Origin of the sequence: Aeoliella fuhlenseeensis, assembly GCF_052161615.1 — a bacterium.
Lineage (GTDB): Bacteria > Planctomycetota > Planctomycetia > Pirellulales > Lacipirellulaceae > Aeoliella.
On record NZ_CP197417.1, the window covers coordinates 5,153,534 to 5,176,844 of the forward strand.

The 23,311-nt window shown below is 59.6% G+C and carries 26 protein-coding genes and 1 tRNA gene; 22 read left to right on the forward strand and 5 right to left on the reverse strand.

Annotation, left to right across the window (positions count from 1 at the left end; all coding sequences use genetic code 11):
- Positions 1 to 58 precede the first annotated feature (58 nt).
- From rpoN to SH292x_RS20200, 3 genes are all read left to right on the forward strand, one after another.
- The gene (gene rpoN, locus SH292x_RS20190) at positions 59 to 1,603 is read left to right on the forward strand and encodes an RNA polymerase factor sigma-54 (protein ID WP_442482831.1); all 1,545 of its coding nucleotides are present in this window, start codon (positions 59 to 61) and stop codon (positions 1,601 to 1,603) included.
- A gap of 336 nt (positions 1,604 to 1,939) precedes the next feature.
- Positions 1,940 to 3,013 carry a DUF1559 family PulG-like putative transporter gene (locus tag SH292x_RS20195; RefSeq protein ID WP_442485872.1) on the forward strand — a complete coding sequence of 358 codons (1,074 nt, stop codon included), beginning with the start codon at positions 1,940 to 1,942 and terminating at the stop codon, positions 3,011 to 3,013.
- 347 nt (positions 3,014 to 3,360) lie between these two features.
- Positions 3,361 to 4,311 carry a hypothetical protein gene (locus SH292x_RS20200; protein ID WP_442482832.1) on the forward strand — a complete coding sequence of 317 codons (951 nt, stop codon included), beginning with the start codon at positions 3,361 to 3,363 and terminating at the stop codon, positions 4,309 to 4,311.
- Positions 4,312 to 4,314: 3 nt separating this feature from the next.
- Here SH292x_RS20200 and SH292x_RS20205 read toward each other — a convergent pair whose 3' ends face one another.
- Complete coding sequence (locus tag SH292x_RS20205; RefSeq protein ID WP_442482833.1) at positions 4,315 to 5,007, reverse strand: PH domain-containing protein; 693 nt, start codon at positions 5,005 to 5,007, stop codon at positions 4,315 to 4,317.
- 188 nt (positions 5,008 to 5,195) lie between these two features.
- Between SH292x_RS20205 and nrdR the strand changes: the two genes are divergently transcribed.
- The 5 genes from nrdR (at position 5,196) to SH292x_RS20230 (ending at position 8,994) form a co-directional block, all read left to right on the forward strand.
- A complete protein-coding gene (nrdR, locus tag SH292x_RS20210) occupies positions 5,196 to 5,669 on the forward strand; it encodes a transcriptional regulator NrdR (protein WP_442482834.1) in 474 nt (157 codons plus the stop codon).
- A gap of 45 nt (positions 5,670 to 5,714) precedes the next feature.
- Positions 5,715 to 5,787 (forward strand) — tRNA-Ala (locus SH292x_RS20215).
- Positions 5,788 to 6,098: 311 nt separating this feature from the next.
- Positions 6,099 to 7,118, forward strand: a complete 1,020-nt coding sequence (locus SH292x_RS20220) for an arabinan endo-1,5-alpha-L-arabinosidase (RefSeq protein WP_442482835.1) — start codon at positions 6,099 to 6,101, stop codon at positions 7,116 to 7,118.
- A 193-nt stretch (positions 7,119 to 7,311) separates the two neighbouring features.
- Positions 7,312 to 7,539 carry a hypothetical protein gene (locus SH292x_RS20225; RefSeq protein ID WP_442482836.1) on the forward strand — a complete coding sequence of 76 codons (228 nt, stop codon included), beginning with the start codon at positions 7,312 to 7,314 and terminating at the stop codon, positions 7,537 to 7,539.
- A gap of 474 nt (positions 7,540 to 8,013) precedes the next feature.
- A complete protein-coding gene (locus SH292x_RS20230) occupies positions 8,014 to 8,994 on the forward strand; it encodes a UDP-glucuronic acid decarboxylase family protein (RefSeq protein WP_442482837.1) in 981 nt (326 codons plus the stop codon).
- A 93-nt stretch (positions 8,995 to 9,087) separates the two neighbouring features.
- On the opposite strand, the gene SH292x_RS20235 is transcribed toward SH292x_RS20230, so the two are convergent.
- Positions 9,088 to 9,480, reverse strand: a complete 393-nt coding sequence (locus SH292x_RS20235) for a VanZ family protein (protein WP_442482838.1) — start codon at positions 9,478 to 9,480, stop codon at positions 9,088 to 9,090.
- 175 nt (positions 9,481 to 9,655) lie between these two features.
- On the opposite strand from SH292x_RS20235, the gene tadA reads away from it, so the two are divergent.
- The 7 genes from tadA to SH292x_RS20270 all read left to right on the forward strand — a co-directional run bounded on the left by tadA (position 9,656) and on the right by SH292x_RS20270 (position 14,142).
- Positions 9,656 to 10,162 carry a tRNA adenosine(34) deaminase TadA gene (tadA, locus tag SH292x_RS20240; protein WP_442482839.1) on the forward strand — a complete coding sequence of 169 codons (507 nt, stop codon included), beginning with the start codon at positions 9,656 to 9,658 and terminating at the stop codon, positions 10,160 to 10,162.
- Positions 10,163 to 10,500: 338 nt separating this feature from the next.
- Positions 10,501 to 10,614, forward strand: coding sequence for a 50S ribosomal protein L36 (gene rpmJ / locus SH292x_RS20245; RefSeq protein WP_442482840.1), 114 nt, complete (start codon positions 10,501 to 10,503; stop codon positions 10,612 to 10,614).
- 114 nt (positions 10,615 to 10,728) lie between these two features.
- Positions 10,729 to 11,100 carry a 30S ribosomal protein S13 gene (gene rpsM / locus SH292x_RS20250; protein ID WP_442485873.1) on the forward strand — a complete coding sequence of 124 codons (372 nt, stop codon included), beginning with the start codon at positions 10,729 to 10,731 and terminating at the stop codon, positions 11,098 to 11,100.
- Positions 11,101 to 11,169: 69 nt separating this feature from the next.
- Entirely contained in the window at positions 11,170 to 11,568 is a 399-nt protein-coding gene (rpsK, locus tag SH292x_RS20255) for a 30S ribosomal protein S11 (protein WP_442482841.1), read from the forward strand.
- Between the two features lie 157 nt (positions 11,569 to 11,725).
- Positions 11,726 to 12,355 carry a 30S ribosomal protein S4 gene (gene rpsD, locus SH292x_RS20260; protein WP_442482842.1) on the forward strand — a complete coding sequence of 210 codons (630 nt, stop codon included), beginning with the start codon at positions 11,726 to 11,728 and terminating at the stop codon, positions 12,353 to 12,355.
- 87 nt (positions 12,356 to 12,442) lie between these two features.
- A complete protein-coding gene (locus SH292x_RS20265; RefSeq protein ID WP_442482843.1) occupies positions 12,443 to 13,435 on the forward strand; it encodes a DNA-directed RNA polymerase subunit alpha in 993 nt (330 codons plus the stop codon).
- Positions 13,436 to 13,518: 83 nt separating this feature from the next.
- Positions 13,519 to 14,142, forward strand: coding sequence for a bL17 family ribosomal protein (locus tag SH292x_RS20270; RefSeq protein WP_442482844.1), 624 nt, complete (start codon positions 13,519 to 13,521; stop codon positions 14,140 to 14,142).
- Positions 14,143 to 14,228: 86 nt separating this feature from the next.
- Here SH292x_RS20270 and SH292x_RS20275 read toward each other — a convergent pair whose 3' ends face one another.
- The 3 genes from SH292x_RS20275 to SH292x_RS20285 are packed head-to-tail and all read right to left on the reverse strand — an operon-like array spanning position 14,229 to position 16,072.
- Positions 14,229 to 15,245: a zinc-binding alcohol dehydrogenase family protein gene (locus SH292x_RS20275; RefSeq protein ID WP_442482845.1), complete on the reverse strand. Its 1,017-nt coding sequence runs from the start codon at positions 15,243 to 15,245 to the stop codon at positions 14,229 to 14,231.
- 24 nt (positions 15,246 to 15,269) lie between these two features.
- Positions 15,270 to 15,749 (reverse strand): NIPSNAP family protein, encoded by a 480-nt coding sequence (locus SH292x_RS20280; protein WP_442482846.1) that lies wholly within the window; start codon positions 15,747 to 15,749, stop codon positions 15,270 to 15,272.
- Complete coding sequence (locus SH292x_RS20285; RefSeq protein WP_442482847.1) at positions 15,746 to 16,072, reverse strand: nuclear transport factor 2 family protein; 327 nt, start codon at positions 16,070 to 16,072, stop codon at positions 15,746 to 15,748. Before SH292x_RS20285 ends, SH292x_RS20280 begins: the two co-directional genes overlap by 4 nt.
- Before the next feature lie 118 nt (positions 16,073 to 16,190).
- On the opposite strand from SH292x_RS20285, the gene SH292x_RS20290 reads away from it, so the two are divergent.
- The 7 genes from SH292x_RS20290 (at position 16,191) to SH292x_RS20320 (ending at position 23,248) form a co-directional block, all read left to right on the forward strand.
- Positions 16,191 to 16,532 carry a winged helix-turn-helix transcriptional regulator gene (locus tag SH292x_RS20290; RefSeq protein WP_442482848.1) on the forward strand — a complete coding sequence of 114 codons (342 nt, stop codon included), beginning with the start codon at positions 16,191 to 16,193 and terminating at the stop codon, positions 16,530 to 16,532.
- A gap of 95 nt (positions 16,533 to 16,627) precedes the next feature.
- Positions 16,628 to 17,098, forward strand: a complete 471-nt coding sequence (locus SH292x_RS20295) for a MarR family winged helix-turn-helix transcriptional regulator (protein ID WP_442482849.1) — start codon at positions 16,628 to 16,630, stop codon at positions 17,096 to 17,098.
- 67 nt (positions 17,099 to 17,165) lie between these two features.
- Positions 17,166 to 17,864 carry a pirin family protein gene (locus SH292x_RS20300; RefSeq protein WP_442482850.1) on the forward strand — a complete coding sequence of 233 codons (699 nt, stop codon included), beginning with the start codon at positions 17,166 to 17,168 and terminating at the stop codon, positions 17,862 to 17,864.
- A gap of 47 nt (positions 17,865 to 17,911) precedes the next feature.
- Positions 17,912 to 18,589: a hydrolase gene (locus SH292x_RS20305; protein ID WP_442482851.1), complete on the forward strand. Its 678-nt coding sequence runs from the start codon at positions 17,912 to 17,914 to the stop codon at positions 18,587 to 18,589.
- A 121-nt stretch (positions 18,590 to 18,710) separates the two neighbouring features.
- On the forward strand, positions 18,711 to 20,492 hold the full coding sequence (locus SH292x_RS20310) for an amidohydrolase (RefSeq protein WP_442482852.1): 1,782 nt from the start codon (positions 18,711 to 18,713) through the stop codon (positions 20,490 to 20,492).
- A 219-nt stretch (positions 20,493 to 20,711) separates the two neighbouring features.
- Positions 20,712 to 21,587 (forward strand): YybH family protein, encoded by an 876-nt coding sequence (locus SH292x_RS20315; RefSeq protein ID WP_442482853.1) that lies wholly within the window; start codon positions 20,712 to 20,714, stop codon positions 21,585 to 21,587.
- Positions 21,588 to 21,634: 47 nt separating this feature from the next.
- Positions 21,635 to 23,248, forward strand: coding sequence for a hypothetical protein (locus SH292x_RS20320; protein WP_442482854.1), 1,614 nt, complete (start codon positions 21,635 to 21,637; stop codon positions 23,246 to 23,248).
- Positions 23,249 to 23,311 lie beyond the last annotated feature (63 nt).

Sequence of the window (23,311 nt, forward strand, 5' to 3'; positions counted from 1 at the left end):
TCGTCGTGATGTGCGGTTCGCGCGAGTTCCTCTCGATAAGCGGTACACGGTTACTTTCATGCGTCTTTCGCTCGGACAACAGATGCAACTGGCTCAGAAGCAGGTGCTTGCACCGCGGATGATCCAGTCGATGGAAATCTTGCAGTTGCCCATCATGGCACTCCAAGAACGCATCGAGCAGGAAATGGAAGACAATCCAACGCTCGAGCAAGCCGACCTCTCGGACGGGGTCGACATGGACGACGAGAAGGTCGGGCTCGATGACTTCGATGTCGAGAATCCCAACGCCCCCAGCGAGTCGGAAAAGGAACTGGTTGTTGACGAGGCGCACAACAACGAGGACGACTTCGAGCGGCTGCTGAACATGGCCGATAACATGCCGGACGACTACGAAGAGCGTAGCCGTCCGTCGCGTGATCAAATCGAGTCGGAAGGTGATCGCCAGCACGACGCGATGGCGAACATTTCGGCCCGACCCGAGTCGCTGGCCGACTACTTACACCATCAGTTGAGCTGGTTCGAAATCGAGCCCGATGTCCGCCAGATGGCGGAGCGAATTGTCTACAGCCTCGACAGCAATGGCTACCTGAAGACGCCGCTCAGCGAGATCATTCCCCCGATCACGAGCGATCTGAACGGCAATGCCGAGCAGTTCCGCGCCGAACAACTGGCACTCGCCGAGAAGGCCTTGGGCGTTGTGCAATCGCTCGATCCGCCAGGCGTCGGAGCGCGGAGTTTGCGCGAATGCCTATTGCTTCAGCTTTCGCCCAAGATGCCTCACTATGAGGAACTGCGGACGCTAATCGCCGATCATCTGGAAGACCTCGAAAACAATCGCCTGCCCCTGATCTCGAAGAAGACCGGCTTCACCATCGAGTTCATCAACCAACTCTGGGCCGAGCTACGCAAGCTCAAGCCAAAGCCCGGTGCTGACTATGGCGATGTGAATGTACCGAGCGTGACGCCCGACGTGTTCGTCGAGCTGGGTGAAGATGGCAAGTACCACGTGCGACTCGAGGATAGCCAAATCCCGTCGCTTTCGATCAGCCCTTACCATCGCAAATTGCTGCAACAGGCCGCGGTGAGCAAAGACGTCGAGACCCGCGAGTACATCAAGAAGAAGATCAACGCCGCGCAGTGGCTGATCGATGCCATCGAACAACGTCGGGGCACGATCTCGCGCGTATCGCAAGCGATTGTCGATCATCAAACGCGGTTCCTCGACGAAGGACCCGAGTTCATCGAGCCTTTGAAGATGCAGCAGATCGCGGACAAGGTGGGCGTCCACGTGACGACCGTCAGCCGCGCGGTGGACGACAAGTGGATTCAAACCCCGCGGGGCATCTTTCCGCTCAAGCGATTCTTCGTGGGTGGCACGACCAGCGCCGATGGCGAAGAGGTGGCATGGGATCGCGTCCGGCTGAAGCTCCAGGAAATCGTCGATGGCGAGGATAAGTCTAAGCCGCTTAGCGACGACGCCCTGGTCGCCGCCCTGGCCGACGCCGGCATAACGGTGGCCCGGCGGACGGTGACCAAGTATCGCAAAGCCATGAACATCCCCAGCAGCCGGCAACGCCGCGACTGGGCGACCGCCGAGGGTTAGGTGCCCGGCAAACTGGGGTTGCCGGTGACGAACCTCCTCGATTTGTAACTTTCTCACGTAACACTAAGCCACCCTTCGGGTATTAACTGGTGCCGGTCTTCCCGATCTGCACCCCGGTCGAAGCGTTGGGCCACCCGTTGGAGTGGTTCCACAAAATTACAAGCGACTAGTTGACTTGCCTTTCGCCCTTTGGCTAAGCTCACGCGAGCGACAGCGGGCGGGGAAGCAAAACTGTCGCGGCGGCCACACGGGGCCCTGCCGTCAGCTTGGGGAGGAGTTTGGGCGCGTTTCCAGGCGTTATATCCCTTCCGTGGAGCAAGTATGGGCGCCGTTTCTATGGGCGTAGGTTCCGCCTTTGTCGAGTGTTGCGCTACGCGTCATCGTCATTATTCTTCCCGCGCATTCACGCTCGTCGAACTCTTAGTCGTGATCGCCATCATTGGCATCCTAGTGGCGCTGCTGCTGCCGGCGGTGCAGTCGGCGCGCGAAGCGGCGCGGCGGACTTCATGCACGAATAATCTAAAAAATGTCGGGCTAGCTGCGCTCAACTATGAGAGCGCGATGAAGAAACTGCCTCCGGGCTATCTTGGTGGAAAGAACTTTGCAACTCCAGAGGCACTGGGCACTACGGCTGCTCCCCATCAATGGAGCGGCGTATTTCCCGAGTTGCTGCCGTACTTCGAATCCGGCAACACCTACGATCGGATGACCCAACAATGGAAGATCGGTGCCGACGCTAACGATCTTCCCTACTGGTTTAACGATCCGACTACAATACCCGCATGGGAAGCAGCGCAGACGAAACTGAGCGTTTTGAACTGCCCCTCGATGACCACGGAAACTCCGACACTTGGTGTCTTCTCCCGCCTATGGCCGCGCGTTAGGGATGGACGTATCGGAATAACGGGTGAGCTCTTTGAGCCAGAAACGCAACTGGCGGTAACGCACTATCGCCCATGTAACGGAGTCTTCGGCGAACTCGGCTATACCGAACCAACCGCGGGGATTCCCGTCGATGAGTTGGTGGGGGTTTTCAGCGTTCGAAGCAAGACGCGACTTGGACGAGTCACCGACGGCACCTCTCAAACCATCATGTTTGGCGAAGCGCCGGGACAGGTGGGCGTAGGGGACCCGGGAAGCGGTTCGGTGGAGACGGGGTATATCATGGGAATTGCGTGGGCAGGAGCCAACGCCCTACCCTCCGCGTTTGGGATCTATAGTGGGCAAGAAGATACAGCTACGTCCGATTTCGACACGCACTGGAGCTACTATGGCAGTATGCACGCCGGCGGAGTATGCCTTTTTACTTTCGTTGATGGGTCAGTGCAAAGTCTGAACAATGACATCGAGCAAGAGACATTTGAAGCGATGTCGACCATGCAATGGAACGAAGTGATCGAGAATTTCTAACGTCCAACTATTAACGCCGAATCGAGTTATTCGAAATGAAGTCGAAGTTCGCAGTTACTTCCCTTTTGTCTCTGTGCCTGTCTGGCTTCCTCTGCTTAGGCTGTGGCCCATCTTCTTCGAGTGTCGAGGCACCGGCAAATCCAACGCCACCTCCCACGAAAGACCAAATCATCTCACTTGAACCATCAGGGGGAACGTTGGAGGGCCAAGAGATTAAGGGGAAATAGCCTCCGTCGCCAATCGAATCTCCCTTACCTGTCGCATCCCGCTCCCTCGCAGCGTACAATAGAACTCACCCCAAACCGCCGGCACATTCGTGTCGTCCGGCGGTCCTGCCCCGAGTTCTCTTGCCCGCCTGCGACATGACGTTCGGTCCTCGATTTCCCCACGCTGCTTTCGTCACGGCCTTGGTGCTGATGGTGTGCGCAGGTAGTTGGGCGGCCGCGGATTCCGACGCGCCTACCTACGTGGTGCGATTCCCGGAGTTCGCCGACGTCGGCGATCGGTACAAGCTCACGCTTCGCGCCGAGGAGGAGCTGAAGCGCGAAATCCTAAACGGCGAGGAGGCCGAGCAGTCGGGTGACCAGTTCACGCACGTCGACTTCGAGGCGACCGTCGAAGTGCTCGCCGTCAACGCCCGCCGTCAGGCCATCAAGCGCAAGTACACGGTCCACCGCTCCGACGCCAAGACAAACGACGGCGGCGGGCAGCTTCTCGCCCCCGAGGCAGTGATCCTCGCTGAAGTCGGCGACGAGACCAACACCTTCACCACCCCCGAGGGCGAATTGCTCCCCGGCATGGCGTCGTACGTCATCCCGCGGATCATTAGCTTCGATACCAGCCGGGTAACGATAGACGACCTGTTCGGCAGCGACACCCCGCGCCGCGTCGGCGAGACCTGGCAAGCCGACCCCAAGCTAATCGCATCTCAAATGCAGGTTCTGGGAGAAGACGTGAAGAAGGACGACCTATCCAGTTCGATGACTTTCCTTAGCGCGAAGGAGGTAGGTGGCCGGGTTCTGCTGGAATTTCAAGTCAATACGGTGGTGAGACAATCGAACGTCCCCGCTCCTCCGGTCCCACAAACCGAGGTGATATCGGGCAAGCTACACCTCACGCAGACGTTCACCATGTACCACGGCTCGACCGATGGGCCCGTGACGCACGATCAAACGATGATCCTGCGTCACACGCTTCGCGGCAAACCGGGCACCTTCCTCGCCGACAAGACGATGGAAGGATTGAACAAAGAAGTTCGCAACGCCAAGTTCGAACCCTTGCCTCCCTCGTCCCCCTAGCGATTAGCTTCCCTCGATGCTGTGCTCGAGCACATGCAGGCCACGGCGACGGCGTTCGCGGCGGCGGAGATCGTCAATGGTGTCGGCGATCTTACGCACGTCGTCGATGCCGGGCAGCTCCATTTCGGGATGCGAGCGGTCGCTGCTGGTGAGGCGAATCGTGCCGACGTTGAACATCCGTTCGATTGGTCCCTGACGGAACGTGACGTCCGCGATGTCGATCAGTTCGATACGATCGGTCCGCCGCCAGAGAATGCCGGTCTCGTGCAGGAACCGCTGCGTCGTGAGGAAGTAGTGCACGCCATAACGGCGATAGGCGTACTGCCCGCCAAGCACCAGCCAGCCGATAACGAGGGCGAGGATCACCCACATCATGTGAGGCCCCACGAACATCACGCCGGCAACCAGCGCGGCGATGGTGATCACACCGGCGGCAGCCCACCAGCCGATCATCGCTTTGGGCGAGTAGCTGCCATCCCAGATCTCGCGTTCCTCAGAGACGTCGTCGCCCGCGGCCATCGCCGCGGCCACTTTGGATCGCTTCGCGGGCGACTCGACCTTGGACCGCGGTACGGGAAACTTGGCGTCGGCTTCGGCACCTTTGGCCTGCGCCGCGTCGTCCGCAAGCCGGGCTCCGCATTGCTGGCAGAAGGTGGCCTTGTCGTCGTTCTCGCCTTGGCAGCTGGGGCACTTCATCGAGTCGCACTCTGGGCGGAGGTTAATGGATGGTCCGATTGCACGGGCAGGGTCTCGGCGGTCAGCCCGCTGGTTGCAGTTTCCCTCAAAACGGTGTTCGCTAGCAAGCCACATCTATTGGAAACTTGTCGCCTAAATTCGCCCGCGTAGTTGTGAACCGCCCCACCGCACGTGTATACTCGGCGGTCATGAAGTGCCCCTTTTGCCGCGTTGACAACGATCGCGTTATCGATTCGCGAGCCAGCCAGGATGGTTCGGCCATTCGCCGCCGACGCGAATGCCTGGGCTGCAACCGGCGGTACACCACCTACGAGCGGCCCGAAGAGACCACCATCAAGGTGGTGAAGAAGGATGGTTCGCGGGCACCTTTCTCGCGCGATAAGATTCGCGGCGGCCTGGAACGTGCTTGCTGGAAGCGCCCCATCACCAGCCGGCAAATCGATGCGACCGTACAGGCGATCGAAAACGACGTGTACGCCCAGTTCGACACCGAGGTCGAGTCGCGAGAGCTTGGCATGCTGGTGATGGAACACCTCCGCGATCTGGACGAGGTGGCGTTTGTCCGATTTGCCAGCGTCTACCGGCAGTTCAACGACGTGCAAGATTTCTTTGAAGAACTGCGGCCGATGCTTGCCAAACGCCCCCCCATCACGCCTCGCTAGGCCCTTTGAAAACGGCCCCGCGGTGCGTAGAATACTAGGCAGTTTGGGGCGGTAGCTCAGTTGGGAGAGCGCTGCGTTCGCAATGCAGAGGTCGAGGGTTCGACTCCCTTTCGCTCCACTAGTTCGACTTATAAAGTCCAACCAAAATCCTGCTCGTTCACCCTTGGCGCGTGCTTGCGCTTTCGCGGTCCATCAATCGTTAGCAGGATTTGAGGGCGTTTCTTCCCCCCTCTCCGATTCCTTCGCTCGAGCGTTCGCCAGGAAGGTCGTACGCGCCTCGGAGCCTGAGCGCACCTCGTTTTCGTGCATCGCGATTGCGTAGTCGTTACAATCAGAAGGGTTGAGTTTTCGAGTGAGTCAAACTCAATTGACCACGGCCCTAACGGGCGCCGCTCGCCTTAATCTTGCACACCTTGCGCTGAATCTGTCATGCAACTTACTCGCGTTCTTACTGCACTTGGACTATTTGTCGTTGCTTCGAGCCTAGCTTCTGCCCAATCGAGCGATGCACCTCGCGACGGCCTGCTTGTCGGGGCGCCGGATCCGACGATCGTCGCAACCAAGGACAAAGATGGCAATCCGGTCTACTTTGTCGTAGCGACGGGTCGCGGGATTAGTCTGTTGCGTTCGACGGATCTCAAGCACTGGGAACGCGCGGGGCAGGTGTTCCCGCGAGGCGTCCCTCGCTGGGCGCGACGCGAAGTGCCGGGCACCGATGGCATTTGGGCACCGGACCTGACGTATCAGGACGGACTCTACTACCTGTACTACAGCGTCTCGACGTTCGGCAGCCAGCGCTCCGTGATTGGTCTGGCTGTGAACAAGTCGATCGACCCAGAGAGCCCCGACTACCAGTGGGAAGACCGCGGCAAGGTGATCGGGTCGTCGCCCGAGACGACCAATTTCAATGCCATCGACCCCGCGCTGTTTGTCGACCAACAGGGGAAGTGGTGGCTGTTCTGGGGTTCGTACTGGACAGGGCTGAAGGTCGTGGAAGTCGATCCGGCGACCGGCAAACCCAAGGAAGACGCCGAAATCAAACCGGTCGCTGGCCGGCCCGACGTCGACTCGCATGCCATCGAAGCCCCGTTCGTCATGTTCCACGATGGTTACTACTACCTGTTCGTCTCCTGGGACAGTTGCTGCGACGGCGCCGATAGCACGTACAAGGTGATGGTTGGCCGCAGCCGGGAAGCGACGGGGCCGTTCGCGGACGCCAAAGGCAAGTCGATGCTCGAAGGGGGCGGGACCTTGGTACTCGAAAGCGACGAGCGTTGGCGAGGTCCGGGCCACAACGGAATTCTCTCCACCGACGATGGCGAGTGGATGGTCCACCACACCTACGACATGGAGAACTTGCGGGCCCAGCGCATCCTGCAACTCCGACCGCTGACCTGGACCAAAGAGGGATGGCCTGAAGTCGGAGAGCCGGTGGCGACGCCGGAGTGAAAGGGCCTTCTATCGAAAAAGGTCCCTCTCAGCCGCATAGCAATCAATGGGGCCAAGACGCCTCCCAGACTGTTTTGGTTGCCGAATAGAGCCATTGAATCTAGACTTGAAGGCAGTAAATCTCGCGGTAGGTCTCTCCATCTATTCGCCTATTTGCGAGGCGGTACGCCGATACTTTCCACGCGGAGTGTGCATGTTGACATCCTTTGAAGGAATTTACCGGCAAGGCAAGTTGGAGTTGCTGGAGTCACCTCCGGCCAATCTAGAGGGCCGAGTCATCGTGACCTTTCTCGACGACCGTGCAGTCGATCTGGCAAAAATTGGGATGAACGAGCAGCAAGCAGCCGATTTACGTAGCAGGCTAGCTACCTTTGCCGAAGACTGGGACCGCCCTGAGATGGATGCATACGATGCCCTTTAGTCGCGGTGACGTTGTGCTCGTACTGTTCCCCGACTCGAATTTGCGGACTGCTAAGCGCCGGCCAGCCATGCTAGTGCAAGCAGACAATCTCAATACGGGATTGAAGCAAATTTGTTTTGGCTATGATCTCTAGCAATCTTGGTCGGGTTGGTCACCCGAGCCGAATTCGAGTGGATCGTAGCTCGGTCGAAGGGCAACGAATGGGGCTGCTAACCGATTCGGTCATTATGACCGACAACTTGGCAACGGTACGTGAAAGTGAGATTGATCGCACAATCGGGAAGATGGTCTACTGCAACGCTCTCGATGCCGCACTCCGTCATACATTAGGATTGCAATAACGGAGCCTTCGGCCGGCTGACCTCGTGCAATACAGCACAATCCGCAAAATCCATCCCGATAGCCAACGCTCGCCCTGCTGATTATCATCGAAGGTTCCAGTGCGATCCGCCTTTCCCGGGAACTGTCCTTCTGATGTCCAAAATCCAGCGTGTTCTTGTCACCGGCGGGGCCGGGTTTCTGGGTTCGCACCTTTGCGAGCGGCTCGTGGGCGAGGGGCACGATGTTATCTGCCTCGATAACTTCTTCACCAGCCAAAAGTCGAACGTTTCGCACCTGCTCGATAAGCCGAACTTCGAGCTAATTCGTCACGACGTGACGCATCCCCTGTTTCTTGAAGTCGACCAAATCTACAACTTCGCCTGCCCCGCGGCCCCGGGCCACTACCAGTACAATCCCATCAAGACGATGAAGACGTCGGTCATGGGGGCCATCAACGTCCTTGGCATGGCCAAGCGTTGCCGCGCGAAGGTACTTCAAGCTTCGACCAGCGAAGTGTATGGCGACCCTGAAGTCCATCCGCAGCCCGAGAGCTATCGCGGCTCGGTGAATCCCGTCGGCCTGCGGTCGTGCTACGACGAAGGTAAGCGCGCCGCCGAGACGCTGTTCATGGACTACCACCGGATGAACAAAGTAAACATCCGATTGGTGCGCATCTTCAATACGTACGGCCCACGGATGCACCCCTACGACGGACGCGTCGTGTCGAACTTTATCCGGCAAGCTCTGAATGGCGAGGACATCACGATCTTCGGCGATGGCTCGCAAACCCGGTCGTTCTGCTACCGCGACGACCTGATCGAAGGCATCGTCCGCATGATGAACGGCTCCGACGACTTTGTCGGCCCCGTGAATATTGGCAATCCAGGCGAGTTCACGATCCGTGAACTGGCAGAACTGGTCATCGAAATGACCGGCTCCAAGTCGAAAATGGTCGCGATGCCCCTGCCGGCCGACGACCCCACCCAGCGCCAGCCCGACATCACGCTCGCGAAGAAGCACCTTGGTGGCTGGGAGCCGAAAGTTGCCCTGCGCGAGGGCCTCGCGAAAACCATCGAGTGGTTCCAGTCGATCAATCTCGACGACTATCGCGCGCCGACGCCCAATTACGTCTAGCGAACTCGCCTCGATCGCCGGACTTCCACGAAGTCCGTGAATAGTGCAATAGCTTCGAACTTTCTCAGATCGAGGAGGCCCGATTGCTTCCGGCTAGGTCACGGAAGCTTTTCGCGACTGAAGCGAAAACACCGTAATTCCCGCGATAGCTCCTGCCAGGTCGGCGACCCAATCCAGGGGATCGCACTGCCTGCCAACGTATGGCTGGGTGACCTCGTCCAGTGCAGCGAACACCGCGATGGCGAACACGAGCACCGCTGCGGTCTGCAGTGAGACTCGCTTATCTAGCCTCAGCGCCCAAGCCACTAACCATGCGAGCACCGCAAACGCGAGAAAGTGAATCACTTTGTCGAAGTAGCTCACCTGGATGCTCTTCAACTCGCTGGGCCAGTGCGTACTAGCGACCAACGCTAGGAGATAGGCGACCAACACTACCCACCGACGCAGGGGCGTCCAGAAACGGTGTTCGCCGATGCTCGGGTTCATAGTTAGAGCCCGCTGACGGGCGGTGCGGTCAATTGCTAAAGTAAATTCAGGCGCGCCGGGCCCGTGAGGGCCGGGTTACTCTACGCCTCACCAGAGCAGTATAGACCACGCACCCACGGGGCACTTACCCCGGCCCTATCGGGCCCGGCTCGCCAAGGGGGGATAACAATCCGAAATGACGCTCGACCCCCTCGAACTCCAACCCAGAATTGACCAGCAGTTCATGCGCGGCGCGCTCCGCGAAGCCGAGCTCGCCGCGACGGAGGGAGAGGTTCCCGTGGGGGCGGTAGTAGTGCACGACGGATCGATCATCGCGGCTGCCCATAACCAGCGCGAGACGCTGCACGATCCGACCGCCCACGCCGAAATGATCGCACTCACCCAGGCCGCGGCTGCACTCGGCTCATGGCGACTCTCGGGCTGCACGCTGTACGTCACACTGGAGCCCTGCCCCATGTGCGCGGGGGCGATCGTCAACGCCCGGGTCCCCCGAGTCGTTTACGGAGCAACGGATCCAAAGGCGGGGGCGGTGGAGTCGCTTTACACATTGCTGGCCGACCCACGGCTGAACCACGCCTCGGCGGTCACCCGCGGGGTTTTGGAGCAGGAATGCGGAGATTTGCTCCGGCATTTTTTCAGAGCCCGGCGGAAGTCGGATCGGCCCGGTGAAGGATTGGGATAAGCATTTCGAGTACTGAGGCCACCCAAGTCTTCCCAAACGGCAGATAACCCCGGTCCTTACAGGCCTAGCTCGCCTTATCTCCACTAGGGAGATTCCACAGGCAGCCTGTTTTCGCTAGACTCCACAATCTACCTGGAAGGGCGGTTTAGTGGGGCAAAAAACGTGCCGCCGCACCCTTGCAGGCCTAGGCGAGTGCCCCTATATTCAAGCGTTTCCCGTCGTCGGAACCACGACGCCCGTGTCGCGCCGCTTTTGAGCAAGGTGCGGAGGCGTCAAATGACGATGCCCTTTGCTGCAAACCCGCCGCTTGGCGGAGATGGTATTTGGAGAAAAGCACGATGAAAGTGCGAGCCAGCGTTAAACGTATGTGCGACAAGTGCAAGGTGGTCCGCCGCCGCGGCGTGATCCGCGTTGTGTGCGCGAATCCGCGCCACAAGCAACGCCAGGGCTAGACGCCCGGTTTCGTTGCCTGACCGACCCTGCCCTGCGAATCCGAACAACTGCAAGCGTCCTCGGGGACGCTTTGAATTCGAGAGTTACTAGAAGGTAATCCTATGCCACGTTTGTTGGGTGTCGACATTCCGGCCAATCGCCCGACCGTTATCTCGTTGACCTACTTGTACGGGGTGGGCAACCACACCGCACGCGAGTTGTGCCACAAGGCGGGCCTCGATCCGCAGGCCCGTGCCTCGGAGTTGAGCGAAGACGAAGTTGCTCGCATTGCCGCATTGCTCGACAAGGACTACCTCGCCGAAGGTCAACTGCGTCGCCAGGTGAGCCAAAACATTTCGCGGCTCCGCGACATCGGTTGCTACCGCGGTATTCGCCATCGTCGTGGCCTGCCCGTGCGTGGCCAGCGAACCAAGACCAACGCTCGCACCCGCAAGGGCCCCAAGAAGACGGTGGCCGGCAAGAAGGGCGTCAAAGACCTGCGTTAACCGCCAGTTCAGTTCCCAGCAAACCAACATACAGCGTAAGCTCATTCCCGCGACGGAGATTATTGGCGGATGGCCAAGCAAACTACCAGCAAAGACAAGACCAAGAAGCGCATCAAGCGCAATGTGGCCGTGGGCATTGCCCACGTCGTGGCGACGTTCAACAACACGACCGTCACCATCACCGACACCAAGGGCGATACCCTGTGCTGGGCCAGTGCTGGCACCAGTGGTTTCAAGGGAAGTCGCAAGAGCACCCCGTTCGCCGGTCAGTGTGCCGCTCAGCAGGCCGCCGAGAAGGCCAAGAAGTACGGCATGCGGGACGTGGACGTAAAAGTCCGTGGTCCTGGTAGCGGTCGCGAAAGCGCCATCACTGCCCTCGAAGCCGCCGGCCTGAAGGTCAAGAGCATCGAAGACGTGACCCCACTGCCGCACAACGGCTGCCGTCCCCGCAAGAAGCGTCGCGTCTAGTTTCTGGTCAAGCCGAACTTTTTGAGTTGCGATCTCTTAGCTTCTCCGAAAGTTCTGGCCGATTGCCAGATCGCAACACAAAAAGATTCGTTTGACAAAGTACTAAGCGGCCAGCGGCCCCTTCAGACAACACTTAACACTCAACGACCAAGTAAGTATGGCCAGGTATACCGGACCCGTTTGCCGACTTTGCCGCCGCGACGGCATGAAGCTGTTCCTCAAGGGCACTCGCTGCGACACCGCGAAATGTGCTTTCGAGCGACGCGACAGCCCGCCAGGTATGCACACCGGCCGGCGTGGCAAGCCGACTGACTACGCGATCCATCTGCGCGAGAAGCAGAAGGTGAAGCATTATTATGGCGTGCTGGAGCGTCAGTTCCGCCGCTACTTTGCCGAGGCCGAGCGTCAACAAGGCAACACCGGCGACAACCTGCTCACGTTGCTCGAGCGTCGTCTGGACAACGTGGTGCACCGCTTGGGCTTCGGTCTGAGCCGCGCCCAGGCTCGCCAGATGGTGAACCATGGCCACATCACGATCAACGGCACGACCTGCGACATTCCGAGCTACCAAGTTCGCCCCGGCGACGTGATTCGCGTTCGCAATCGTGCTTCGAGCCTTGAATGTGTCCGCCAGGCGCTTGGCGAAGGCCAAGGTCGCGATATTCCCGACTACCTGTCGGTGGACCGCGATGGTGTACCGGAAGGTATCGTCGGCCGCATTCCGGGCCCCGATGACATCTCGCTGCCAGTGCAGACGCAACTGATCGTCGAGCTTTGCTCGCGCTAAACAAACCACAAAAAAACGCGACACCGTGGGCCACTGGCCAGTAGGTGCTCGTACTTCGTCCTTATTTCCCTCTGTGGGAGGTTTTCGATGCATATTCGTTGGCGTGGCCTGGAACTTCCTAGTGTGGTTGTATGCGAGCAGGAATCGCTCACCAGCACTTATGGCAAGTTTATCGCTGAGCCGTTCGAGCGTGGCTTCGGCACCACCGTGGGTAACGGCCTGCGTCGCATCCTGCTTTCGAGCCTCGAAGGCAGCGCTGTCACGCAGATCAAGATCCACAACGCCCAGCACGAGTTCACAACCGTTCGCGGTGTGCTCGAAGATGTCACGGACATCGTACTGAACGTCAAATCGCTGGTGGTGAAGAACCACAGCGAGTCGACCAAGGTGCTGCGTGTCGAGCGCAATACGGCTGGCGAGATCAAGGCCAGCGACATCATGACCGACGACAGCGTCGAGATCATCAACAAAGACCACGTCATCGCCACGCTGACCGACAACGTGCCGTTCGTGATGGAAATGGTGGTCGAGAACGGTCGCGGCTACGTTCCTTCGAGCGAGCACAGCGACAACGTTCAGGAAGTCGGCATCATTCCGATCGACGCCATCTTCAGCCCGGTTCTGCGTGTTCGCTACCAGGTCGAAGAAACCCGTGTCGGTCAGAAGACGAACTACGACAAGCTGACCATCGAGATCACCACCGATGGTTCGTTGGGCCCCGAGATGGCATTGGTCGAATCGGCGAAGATTCTTCGTAAGCATCTCAACCCGTTCGTCCAGTACTCGACTCTTGGTCCGCAAGTGCGTACCCCGACGCGTGCGGCCGTTGCCGAGAATACCGATCCCGGCCTCGACTCGAAGCTGAACCTCCCCATCGCCGAACTAAAGCTGTCGGTGCGGGCCAGCAATTGCCTGGAAAGCGAAAACATCCTGACGGTCCGCGAGTTGGTTTCGCGTAGCGAAGACGCACTCCTCGAAGTGCGTAACTTCGGCGAAACCACGCTGACCGAAGTCCGCGAGAAGCTTAGCGACCTTGGTCTGCATCTTGGCATGAAGGTGCCGATGCACGCTGGCGTCTAAGCTCACCCCGAGACAGCAGGCTCCATCGCGGCTGTCACGACAAACATACCCACCATCGTCTCTTATTCGCAAAGTATAGAGTCATGCGACATCGACGCACCGGCCGTAAGTTGGGCCGCAATCCGAAGCATCAACGAGCATTGCTCCGCAGCCTGGCGAGCGAATTGATCCTCACCGAGCGCGATCCCGAGCATCCCTTGTTCGACAAGACGCTGTCTCGCAACGCCCCGTCGCCCCCTAAGGTACGCGGACGTATCACGACGACCTTGGCGAAGGCCAAGGAAGTTCGTCCGTTCATCGAGCGGTGCGTAACGATTGCCCGTAAGGCCCAGGCTCCACTGGAGGCTGCTGCCGCGCTGGAGACTCAGGCCGACTATCGCAGCGATGCGTGGAAGGCTTGGCGGACCAGCGAGAAGTACTCGCAGTGGAACGCCGCGATGGCTCCCGCCGTGACCATGCGTCGCCGGTTGATCCAGCTGCTGGGCAACAAGGAAGCCGTCGAGATCCTGATCGACGAGATTGCCCCGCGCTTCATGGACCGCCCGGGTGGTTACACCCGTATTGTCCACTTGGCCAAGCCCCGTCTGGGCGATGCCGGCCCTCAAGCGATTATCGAATTCGTCGGCATCCGCGACCGCAGTGCTCCCAAGGCACAGCGTCCGACCTTCGATTCCGAAGCCGAATCGACCGAGGCAGCGAAGAGCTAGCTCTTCCGAAAAACTACCTAGTCCAGCTCCCAGTTCGCTTAACGACTGGGAGCTGGACTTTTTTTTTGCGCTGTGCCTTTGGGCAATCACGACCAGCCTTCGAGAACGATCTTGCCGATCGTGCGACCGGACTCGAGCGCTCGATGGGCTCGACGCAAGTTCTCTGCGTTGATGGGGGTCATGAGTTCTCCCACTGTCCCGCGGATGCGCCCCTCGTCGATCCAATCGGCGACACGGGAAAGCAAGCGGTGCTGCTCGATCATGTCGGGAGTTTGGAACATTGATCGCGTGAACATGAACTCCCAAACCAGGGATGCCGACTTGGATTTCATCACGTTCTGAGCGAGCGGCTCTTTGTTATCGACCAGCAGGACGACCTTGCCCTGCGGCCGAATCAGATCGACGACCGCGTTCCAGTGGGCATCGGTGCTGTTGAAAACGGCGATGTGGTCGACGAACTGAAGGCCAAGCTGCTCGATCTGCGGCTTGAGGGGCGCGAAGTGGTTGATGACGTGGTCGGCGCCGAGGTCCTTAACCCACTGAATGGATTCGGGGCGCGAAGCCGTGGCAATGCCACGCAGGCCGGCGATCTTGGCGAGCTGAATGCCGATGGAGCCCATGCCGCCAGCCCCCCCGATGATCAGCAGTGTTTCTCCCGCATTGCGGCCTTCGACATCGATCCCCAACCGTTCAAAGAACGACTCATAAGCCGTGATCGCGGTGAGGGGTATGGCGGCCGCTTGAGCGAAGTCGAGCGATCGTGGCTTATGGGCCACGATTCGCTCGTCTACGAGTTGGTACTCGGCGTTGCAGCCCGGCCGCGTGAGATCGCCGGCGTAGAACACTTCGTCGCCGGGGGCGAACATCGTCACCTCAGGACCGACGGACTCGACCACGCCGGCCGCGTCCCAACCGAGCACCTTTGGCGTACGCTCGATCTTGTCCTTGGGGGCACGGACCTTCGTATCCACCGGATTCACGGCGATCGCCCGCACCGCGACGAGCAAGTCCCGCCCCGTTGGCGAAGACCTTTCGAGCTCGATATCGACCAGAGAATCGGGGTCCTCAATCGGGAGATAGCGGGTCAGTCCGACAGCTTTCATCGGGGGCCTCGGCGCAGGTCGTAATTATTGAAGGGGTGAGTAGTCCGTAGGACTGAGCATCACCGATTCAATCTTCGAGGTCAACTTGCCATCGACTTCCGAATCCTTAACGACGTTTAGGAAATCAGGATCAGCGGCGACTCCCTTCACTAGCATCTTGTCGCGACTCGCTTGGTCGGGGTACGCCACGATGTAGTAGAGCTGCTTCTCGCCCTCCGCATTCTCAGTGTCCCAGTAACCAACGCTCTTGATGCCGTGCTTCTCGAAGAACTTGAGCGTGTGGTCGCGGAACCGCTTGTGGAGAGCTTCCATTTTCCCGGGAGCCGCGGTGTAGATACGGAGTTCATACGCTTGTGTGGACTTGTCCGGTTCGCCAGCCGAGACCTTGGATGGCTCGGCGGATTCCGGTTTGTCGTCGGCCGAAGCTTGCAACACAAGCAATGCCGCCACGGTGAGGGACAAGGTAACAATAGCGGCAGTGGACTTAGGGGAATGGTTCATCATTGAATCTCCAGCGTGGTGATTTGGTCGTTATCGATTTCAAAACAAAACCCGAGCTCGATCGGGCTGCCTGGAAACGAGCCTTCCAGATGGCAGTTCACACGGAACTGGTTGCCCTGCTGCGTGACGTCGAGCGGTTGGCAGGTGTAGGTGTACTTCGCGGCGGCTTCGGCCCGCCAACGGCGGATTGCTTCCCTGCCATGATAGGCGTGGCTCTCGTCCTTCACGACCGCGTTGTCCGCAAAGCATTCGACGATCGACATGGACCCGAGGCGGTCGGCCTCGAAGTAGGCATCAATTATCGGGGGAAGTGTGAGGGTGGGCATTGTTGACCTTCTAAACGGAGAGGGGAAACAGGCTGCAACTCAAGGCACTTTACGAACACAGCTTTATTTTGTAAAGTAGATTCTCAATGCAAACCTACTTTCCGAAGGGAAACAACGCATGGCAAAACGCGAGCCGGCCCTCGAGAACGACCATGAGCCCCTTCAGAAACTGATGGCCATTCTGGCCAGCCCGTGGACACTGCTGCTGTTGCACCGGCTGCACATGGAGGGGCCCAAACGATTTGGCGAGCTCCGGCGACGTCTGGGTCGGATCTCAACGAAAACTCTCACCGAGCGGCTTCGGCTGCTGGAGGCCGAGGGCTGGCTCACGCGGCACTACGAACCGACGGTGCCGCCTCAAGTGACGTACGCCATTACGCCCAAGGTGCTCGAACTCGATGGGGTGATGCAGGAACTCGACCGGATCGCCGAGCGGTGGTACGGCAACGACAAGCCCTAAAAGTCACTTTGCTACCACCGACTCTATTGACTTGCAATTAATTTACACATAAACTATCTACACGACACGCTTTTGAACGCCGGACCACGACTCCAATGACCAACATCACTCTTCAGCACGAGCTCAAAAAGCGAAACGCCTTCGACTCCCTGGAGCAAGAGGCGGCGCTCAACCTGATTCGTACGGCCGACCAGATTGAAAATCGCTTGGGGCGATTGCTCCGCGAGTTCGGCCTGACAATGTCGCAGTACAACGTGCTTCGCATCCTGAGAGGGGAGGGGGCTCCGCTGCCGTCGCTTGAAATCGCCGACCGCATGATTCGCGTGGTGCCAGCAATCACCGGTTTGATCGACCGCCTGGAAAAGCAGGAGCTTGTAACTCGCCGGCGCTGTGAAGAAGATCGTCGAATCGTTTTCGTCGAGATTACCACCAAGGGAGTGAAGCTACTCGCCAAGATCGACACGCCGCTTACCGAGTTCCATAAGACGTTGCTAGGACATCTCTCACGCAAGGATCTCAAGGAGCTTACCAGGCTGACCCAATTGTCTCGATCGGCCACAAAGTGAACCGTCCCTTTTTTTAACCGTATACTTTACATATCAACTATCCATCAGTAGCCCAAGGAGCCCTACGATGTTCACAATCCGCAAAGCATCCGATCGCGGCCACGCCAATCACGGTTGGTTGAACGCTTACCACACGTTCTCGTTCGCCGACTACTACGACCCGCACCACGTGCACTTCCGCTCGCTGCGTGTGATGAACGAGGATCGCGTGGCCCCAGGACAGGGCTTTGGTGCCCATCCGCACCGCGACATGGAGATCGTCACTTACGTCCTTGAGGGTGCCCTGGAACACAAGGATTCCATGGGCAATGGCGACGTGCTGCGGCCCGGGGAGTTCCAACACATGTCGGCAGGCTCGGGCGTGCAGCACAGCGAGTTCAATCCGTCGACAACCGAGCCAACCCACCTCTACCAGATCTGGCTGTTGCCCTCGGAGAAGAACCTCACGCCGAGCTACTCGCAGCGACGGTTCGACGTGGCTGGCCGGCAGAACCAGTGGCAGCTAGTGGCGTCGCCCGACGGAGCTTCGGATTCGCTACGCATCCACCAGGACGCGAAGATTCACTTGGCGAATCTCGACGCCGGACACGGCCTCGATTACCGCCTGGAGCCAGACCGGCACGCGTGGCTGCAGGTGCTTCGCGGCAGCTTAACCGTTAATGGCCACGAACTCGGTACCAGCGATGGTTTGGCAGTGAGCGATGAGCAACTGCTGACGCTCACGACTACGAGCAACGCCGAGGTGATGCTGTTCGACCTCAATTGACGAATCGCAAATCGTTCTTCTTAACCTATCCAATGGAGACTCAAAACATGGCCAACATACTTCCCAACACCGACAAGGGACTAATCACCGCCGACAACTCGGTGCTCGCCTTCATCGACCACCAACCCCAAATGCTGTTCGGCGTGGGTAGTGGTATCGATCGTCAGTTGCTCGTTAACAACGTACTGATGCTCGCGCGGGGTGCCCGAGAGTTTGGTGTTCCCACGATATTAACCACGGTTGAAACCGACTCGTTCAGTGGCGCGATGTGGCCTCAACTGCTTGACGTGTTCCCCGACCAGCAGCCCATCGAGCGAACTGGCATGAACTCGTGGGATACGGCCGAGTTTCGCGAAGCGATTCGCAGCACGGGCCGGAAGAACATCCTTCTCTCTGGACTTTGGACGGAAGTGTGCATCACCTGGCCAGCTTTGCAAATGCTCGCCGAAGGCTTCAATGTCTACGTCGTTGAAGACGCCACAGCCGGCACGTCGCCCGCGGCCCACGTCGCGGCGCTTTCTCGTATGGAGCAAGCGGGCGTAGTTCGCATGACGTCGCTCGCCACCGTGCTGGAGTTTCAGCGTGACTGGGCCAACCGCGAGCACTACGACGCGCTAATGAACCTGTTTCGGGAGTACGGCGGGGCCTACGGCTCCGGAATCGAATACGCTTACACGATGGTCCACAAAGCTCCCGCCGCTCGCAAAGTTGATGCGACCAAGTGAACTTGAACCATCGGTTGAACGGGTCTCCCTCGTCCATCGTGGCGGGGGCGGCCCGCGCAACCTTGCGTTACGACTAGAGTCCGCAGTCTGCTATTCCCTCTCATGCTACCGGAGTCCTGCGATGGTTACCCGCGTTGCCCTTTTCAATGGCAAGATCACGACCAACGTGCCACAGCAACCTGAGGTTTCGGCCATGGTGGTTGCCGACGGCCTCGTTCAGCAACTGGGAACCAACGACGAAGTGCTCGCGGCGGCCGGGCCCACGGTTTCGACCATCGATCTAGGGGGCCGGCGAGTGATCCCGGGGCTGAACGATTCGCACCTGCATGTGATTCGCGCCGGGCTGTTCTTCAATCTCGAACTACGGTGGGATGGAGTGCCGAGCGTCTCGCAAGCACTCGCGCAGCTCAAGGCCCAAGCCGACCGCACACCCCCGCCACAATGGGTCCGCGTGATCGGTGGGTGGAATGAGTTCCAATTCGCCGAGGGACGCATGCCAACGCTCGACGAAATCAATCAAGCGGCGCCCGACACTCCGGTGTTCGTCTTGCATCTCTACGATTCCGCCTTGCTGAACCGAGCGGCCCTTCGCGCCTTGGGGTTCGACGAGAACACTCCCAACCCGCCTGGCGGACTCATTGCCCGCGACGGACGGGGTAAGCCCACTGGCTTATTGATTGCCGAGCCGAGCGCTTTGATCCTGTACTCCACGATCGCCAACGCTCCCACGCTTTCGCGCGAAGACCAGCTGAACTCGACCCGGCAGTACTTGCGCGAACTGAATCGGTTTGGCGTAACCAGCGTGTCCGACGCCGGAGGCGGGGGGCAGAACTACCCGGATGACTATGGCGTGGTGAAGGAACTCGACGACCAGGGTCACCTGACAGTTCGGATCGCCTACAGCTTGTTCGCCCAGAAGGCCGGTGCCGAGCTCAACGATTACCAGCGGTGGCTCGGTATGACACGTCCGGGCGAAGGAAGCAATCTACTTCGCGTCAACGGAGCCGGCGAGAACTTGGTGTGGAGCGCCGCCGACTTCGAGAACTTCTTACAACCTCGCCCCGATCTACGGCCGGTGATGGAGAGCGAACTAGAAGCAGTGGTGCGGACGCTCGCCGAGGCGCGCTGGCCCTGGCGGATTCATGCGACGTACGATGAATCGATCGGGCGATTTCTCGACATCTTCGAACGAGTGCATCGCGACGTGCCGATCGACGAGCTTCGCTGGTTCATCGACCACGCCGAGACGGTCTCCGACACCAACCTCGAGCGCATCCAGCGTCTTGGTGGTGGCATCGCTATTCAGCATCGCATGGCGTATCAGGGGGAGTACTACATCAGGCGTTATGGTATCGAATCCGCTAAGCGACGCCCGCCACTCAAGAAGATGCTCGCCATGGGCATTCCCATCGGTGCCGGCACCGACGGAACGCGCGTTGCCAGCTACCATCCTTGGACCTGCTTGTGGTGGATGGTCACCGGCAAAACCGTGGGAGGGACGGTGCTCAACGACACGGGCGATCGCCTCTCGCGCGAAGAAGCACTGCGGCTCTACACGCGTGGCAGCGCGTGGTTCAGCAGCGAAGACGATCGCAAGGGCTCCTTGTCGGTCGGACAGTTCGCAGACTTAGCCGTATTGAGTGACGACTACTTTGCCGTCGAGGAGGACGCGATCCGAGGCATTGAGAGTGCGATGACGATGGTCGGTGGACGCGTCGTGTATGGCACGGGCGACTTCGTATCGCTAGCACCCGATACTTTACCCGTGAGTCCCGATTGGTCGCCCGTCGCCAAGTTCGGTGGGTACGATAACTCCAGTCCGAGCCCGCCCGTCCACGCTCACACCCCGGTCATGTCGGCCGACGGCCGAGTGTGGGAGACGGGCTGCGGCTGTTCGATGTGAGTGGCCAAGCAACAATCGGCGCTGCGAAGTCTTGACTAGCACTGGCCACATTCCATCGCGGATAATCCCGCAGTTCTAGGGCCTTCCCCCCTATTTCTCGGGTGTCTCTGCACCTCAAGTCATGAGCTATACTCCAGGAGGTTCGTTGGCCGGGGCGTGCGCGTCACCGGTACAATTGTCAAAAGCGGCCAAGTGCCAAGCTCTCGGAGGAGAATTGCCATGCGTGCGATGCTCGTGATTGCGATCGCGATGTTGCTCTCCCCTCTCGCTGCGCTCGCCGAGATGCCACCAGGTGCGGTGCAGACACTCGATGGGGTGCAAGACGCGTTCAACAGCGCGGATGCCGAGAAGGTCGCTGCGTTCTGGACGCCTGAAGGGACTGCGGCGTCGGCGTTCGATGGCAGCATGAACAAAGGCCGCAAAGATATCGCGGCGGCCTACCAAAAGTACTTCGACGCCCATCCCGACGCGCGAATGGGTATCTCACTGCAGTCTTCGAGTAATGCCACAGCCGACACCGTGACGATCGAAGGCATTGCGACCGTCATTGGCATGCAAGAGAACGACCAGACAATGTCGCGGTTCGTCGCGAAGTTGGCGAAGCAAGGCGACAAGTGGCTCATCAGCGAGTCGATGGAACAGCCCTTCGACGACACCTTCAGCGCGCTCAAGTCGCTTGGTTGGCTGGTCGGTCGGTGGGAGGACAAAGAGGCCGGCGTCTCGAACGACTTCGAATGGACGCTCGACGAGAAGTTTCTCGTCCGTACTTTTCGCCGCGAGAAGGATGGCAAAGTCGTCTACGAAGGCAAGCAGTACATCGGCAGCGATGCCGAGGACCGGACGATTCGCAGTTGGACCTTCGAGCAGAACGGTGGCTTCGGCGAAGCGGCGTGGCAACCCGATGGCGAGAATCGCTGGGTGGTCACCGTGGTCGGCAAGTTGCCCGATGGCCGCCGTGGCAGCATGAAGCAAATGCTTGAGCGAGTGGACAACGATCACCTTCGCGTTCAGATGGTCGACATCGATGTCGCTGGCGAATCTCAACCCAACTCGGCCGTGGTCACGCTGACGCGTGTGCCCGCCCCGAAGAAGTAACGCGAACAAAACCAATACACAACGTCTAAGTTAGCCGGAGCCTTGTGATGCGTACGAACTGGACTCTCTCGATCGTGCTTGTAGTAAGTGCTGCACTCGCAGGCGAAGCCTCGGCGGTTGGCATGCACGGTGGAGGTGGTGGCGGATTCCATGGCGGTGGCGGCGGCTTCGGTGGCGCTGGCGGTTTTGGTGGCGCGGGAGGCTTCGGCGGAGCCGGCGGGTTCCACGGTGGCGCTGGCGGATTCGGCGGCCCCGGTGGCTTTGGCGGAATGGGTGGCGGACTTCCCGCTGGACCTTCGGCATTCGGCGGCCGACCTAGCCTACCGGCTGGTGGTTTCTCCGGACTTGGTGGTGCCGGCGGAATGGGCGACGGACTGCAAAGCCTCGAAGGACGGGGCGCCGGCCTCGATGGTCTCGGGGGCGGAGCTCGCCCTGACCTCGGCGGACTTGGCGATCACCCTGCCCTTCCCGGCTTCGGCGGCGCGGGTGGGTATGGCGGTGCGGGTGACGGCTTGCGTGCGGCAGCCAACGGCGCAGGTGCCCGTCCGAGTGCCAATCAACTCAGTAACTTTCTTCATCTCGACACTCCCGCGGCGGGTGGCGCTGGCGATCGACCCAACTTGCCGGCCGATCGACCGAATGCACCAGGTCCGCAAACCATCAACAATCCCTTCGCGACTGGCTACGCAGGCAATCATCCCGCATGGCAGAACCGTTCGCCGGAATCCACCGCAGCGCTTCAAGACAAGCTCCGCGGCTTGATGGGACCGACGAGCCCTGGTGCTGACAAACTGCACTCGTGGGCCGACGATCATCCGGAACGTGCTCAGCAACTTCAGAATGCGGGCGACAAGGTCCGCGACGCGTGGAACAATCATCCCATCGGCGGCGATTGGTGGAGCAAGAACCACAGCGACGAACTGCGGAACTTCAATAAGATTCCTGGCAGCGACTGGTGGAGCAAGCCCCATCCGAATCTCAACAGCTGGTACTACCACCACGGCTACTACAATCACCCGTGGCAATACTGGTGGGCCGGCGCGACTTGGGGCAGCATGACCAATTGGTTTGCCCCGTGGGGCTGGTCGAGCGGCGTCTACTACGACTACGGCGACGATGGCAACGTGGTCTACCAAGACAACCAGGTCTATGTGAATGGCCAAGACGTTGGCACCGCCGACGAGTACGCCCAGTCCGCTGCGGCACTGGCGACCGTCGATCCAACGGACGCCGAGCAGGCCGAAGGCGAAAGCGACTGGCTGCCACTCGGCACGTTTGCGATGTCCACTAGCGCTAATGACAAGTCGCCTACTCGCACCCTCCAGCTCGCAGTCGACAAGCAGGGTATTCTGAGTGGCACGATGTACAACAGCGCCACGAGCGACTCGGAAGTGGTGCAGGGCAAGGTCGACAAAGAAACGCAGCGCGTTGCCTTTACCATTGGCGACAATTCCAACGTCGTGTACGAGACCGGCATCTACAATCTGACCAAAGACCAGACGACGCTGCTGGTGCATCGTGGCACGGCACAGACCGAGACCTACATGCTGATGCGACTCGATGCGCCAAAGGACGCAGCAGCCCAGACGTCGGCAGCACAGCCCGCAGCAACTCAGACCCCAGCGACGCCGGTCGAGACCAACTCGCAGCTCGACGATTAATCACTCGGTGGAAAGAATTGCGTATTCTCGTAGACGGAGAGCGTCACCCACCACCGACGGGTG

Excerpts from the sequence above, each read along its gene's own strand:
- SH292x_RS20315 (WP_442482853.1), top strand. The coding sequence starts at position 20,712 with ATGCGTGCGATGCTCGTGATTGCGATCGCGATGTTGCTCTCCCCTCTC.
- rpmJ (WP_442482840.1), top strand. The coding sequence starts at position 10,501 with ATGAAAGTGCGAGCCAGCGTTAAACGTATGTGCGACAAGTGCAAGGTG.
- nrdR (WP_442482834.1), top strand. The coding sequence starts at position 5,196 with ATGAAGTGCCCCTTTTGCCGCGTTGACAACGATCGCGTTATCGATTCG.
- SH292x_RS20205 (WP_442482833.1), bottom strand. The coding sequence starts at position 5,007 with ATGAAGTGCCCCAGCTGCCAAGGCGAGAACGACGACAAGGCCACCTTC.
- rpoN (WP_442482831.1), top strand. The coding sequence starts at position 59 with ATGCGTCTTTCGCTCGGACAACAGATGCAACTGGCTCAGAAGCAGGTG.
- SH292x_RS20195 (WP_442485872.1), top strand. The coding sequence starts at position 1,940 with ATGGGCGTAGGTTCCGCCTTTGTCGAGTGTTGCGCTACGCGTCATCGT.
- SH292x_RS20275 (WP_442482845.1), bottom strand. The coding sequence starts at position 15,245 with ATGAAAGCTGTCGGACTGACCCGCTATCTCCCGATTGAGGACCCCGAT.
- SH292x_RS20230 (WP_442482837.1), top strand. The coding sequence starts at position 8,014 with ATGTCCAAAATCCAGCGTGTTCTTGTCACCGGCGGGGCCGGGTTTCTG.
- SH292x_RS20310 (WP_442482852.1), top strand. The coding sequence starts at position 18,711 with ATGGTTACCCGCGTTGCCCTTTTCAATGGCAAGATCACGACCAACGTG.
- SH292x_RS20295 (WP_442482849.1), top strand. The coding sequence starts at position 16,628 with ATGACCAACATCACTCTTCAGCACGAGCTCAAAAAGCGAAACGCCTTC.
- SH292x_RS20220 (WP_442482835.1), top strand. The coding sequence starts at position 6,099 with ATGCAACTTACTCGCGTTCTTACTGCACTTGGACTATTTGTCGTTGCT.
- SH292x_RS20320 (WP_442482854.1), top strand. The coding sequence starts at position 21,635 with ATGCGTACGAACTGGACTCTCTCGATCGTGCTTGTAGTAAGTGCTGCA.
- SH292x_RS20265 (WP_442482843.1), top strand. The coding sequence starts at position 12,443 with ATGCATATTCGTTGGCGTGGCCTGGAACTTCCTAGTGTGGTTGTATGC.
- SH292x_RS20270 (WP_442482844.1), top strand. The coding sequence starts at position 13,519 with ATGCGACATCGACGCACCGGCCGTAAGTTGGGCCGCAATCCGAAGCAT.
- rpsK (WP_442482841.1), top strand. The coding sequence starts at position 11,170 with ATGGCCAAGCAAACTACCAGCAAAGACAAGACCAAGAAGCGCATCAAG.
- SH292x_RS20235 (WP_442482838.1), bottom strand. The coding sequence starts at position 9,480 with ATGAACCCGAGCATCGGCGAACACCGTTTCTGGACGCCCCTGCGTCGG.
- tadA (WP_442482839.1), top strand. The coding sequence starts at position 9,656 with ATGACGCTCGACCCCCTCGAACTCCAACCCAGAATTGACCAGCAGTTC.
- SH292x_RS20285 (WP_442482847.1), bottom strand. The coding sequence starts at position 16,072 with ATGCCCACCCTCACACTTCCCCCGATAATTGATGCCTACTTCGAGGCC.
- rpsD (WP_442482842.1), top strand. The coding sequence starts at position 11,726 with ATGGCCAGGTATACCGGACCCGTTTGCCGACTTTGCCGCCGCGACGGC.
- SH292x_RS20290 (WP_442482848.1), top strand. The coding sequence starts at position 16,191 with ATGGCAAAACGCGAGCCGGCCCTCGAGAACGACCATGAGCCCCTTCAG.
- SH292x_RS20280 (WP_442482846.1), bottom strand. The coding sequence starts at position 15,749 with ATGATGAACCATTCCCCTAAGTCCACTGCCGCTATTGTTACCTTGTCC.
- SH292x_RS20305 (WP_442482851.1), top strand. The coding sequence starts at position 17,912 with ATGGCCAACATACTTCCCAACACCGACAAGGGACTAATCACCGCCGAC.
- SH292x_RS20225 (WP_442482836.1), top strand. The coding sequence starts at position 7,312 with ATGTTGACATCCTTTGAAGGAATTTACCGGCAAGGCAAGTTGGAGTTG.
- SH292x_RS20300 (WP_442482850.1), top strand. The coding sequence starts at position 17,166 with ATGTTCACAATCCGCAAAGCATCCGATCGCGGCCACGCCAATCACGGT.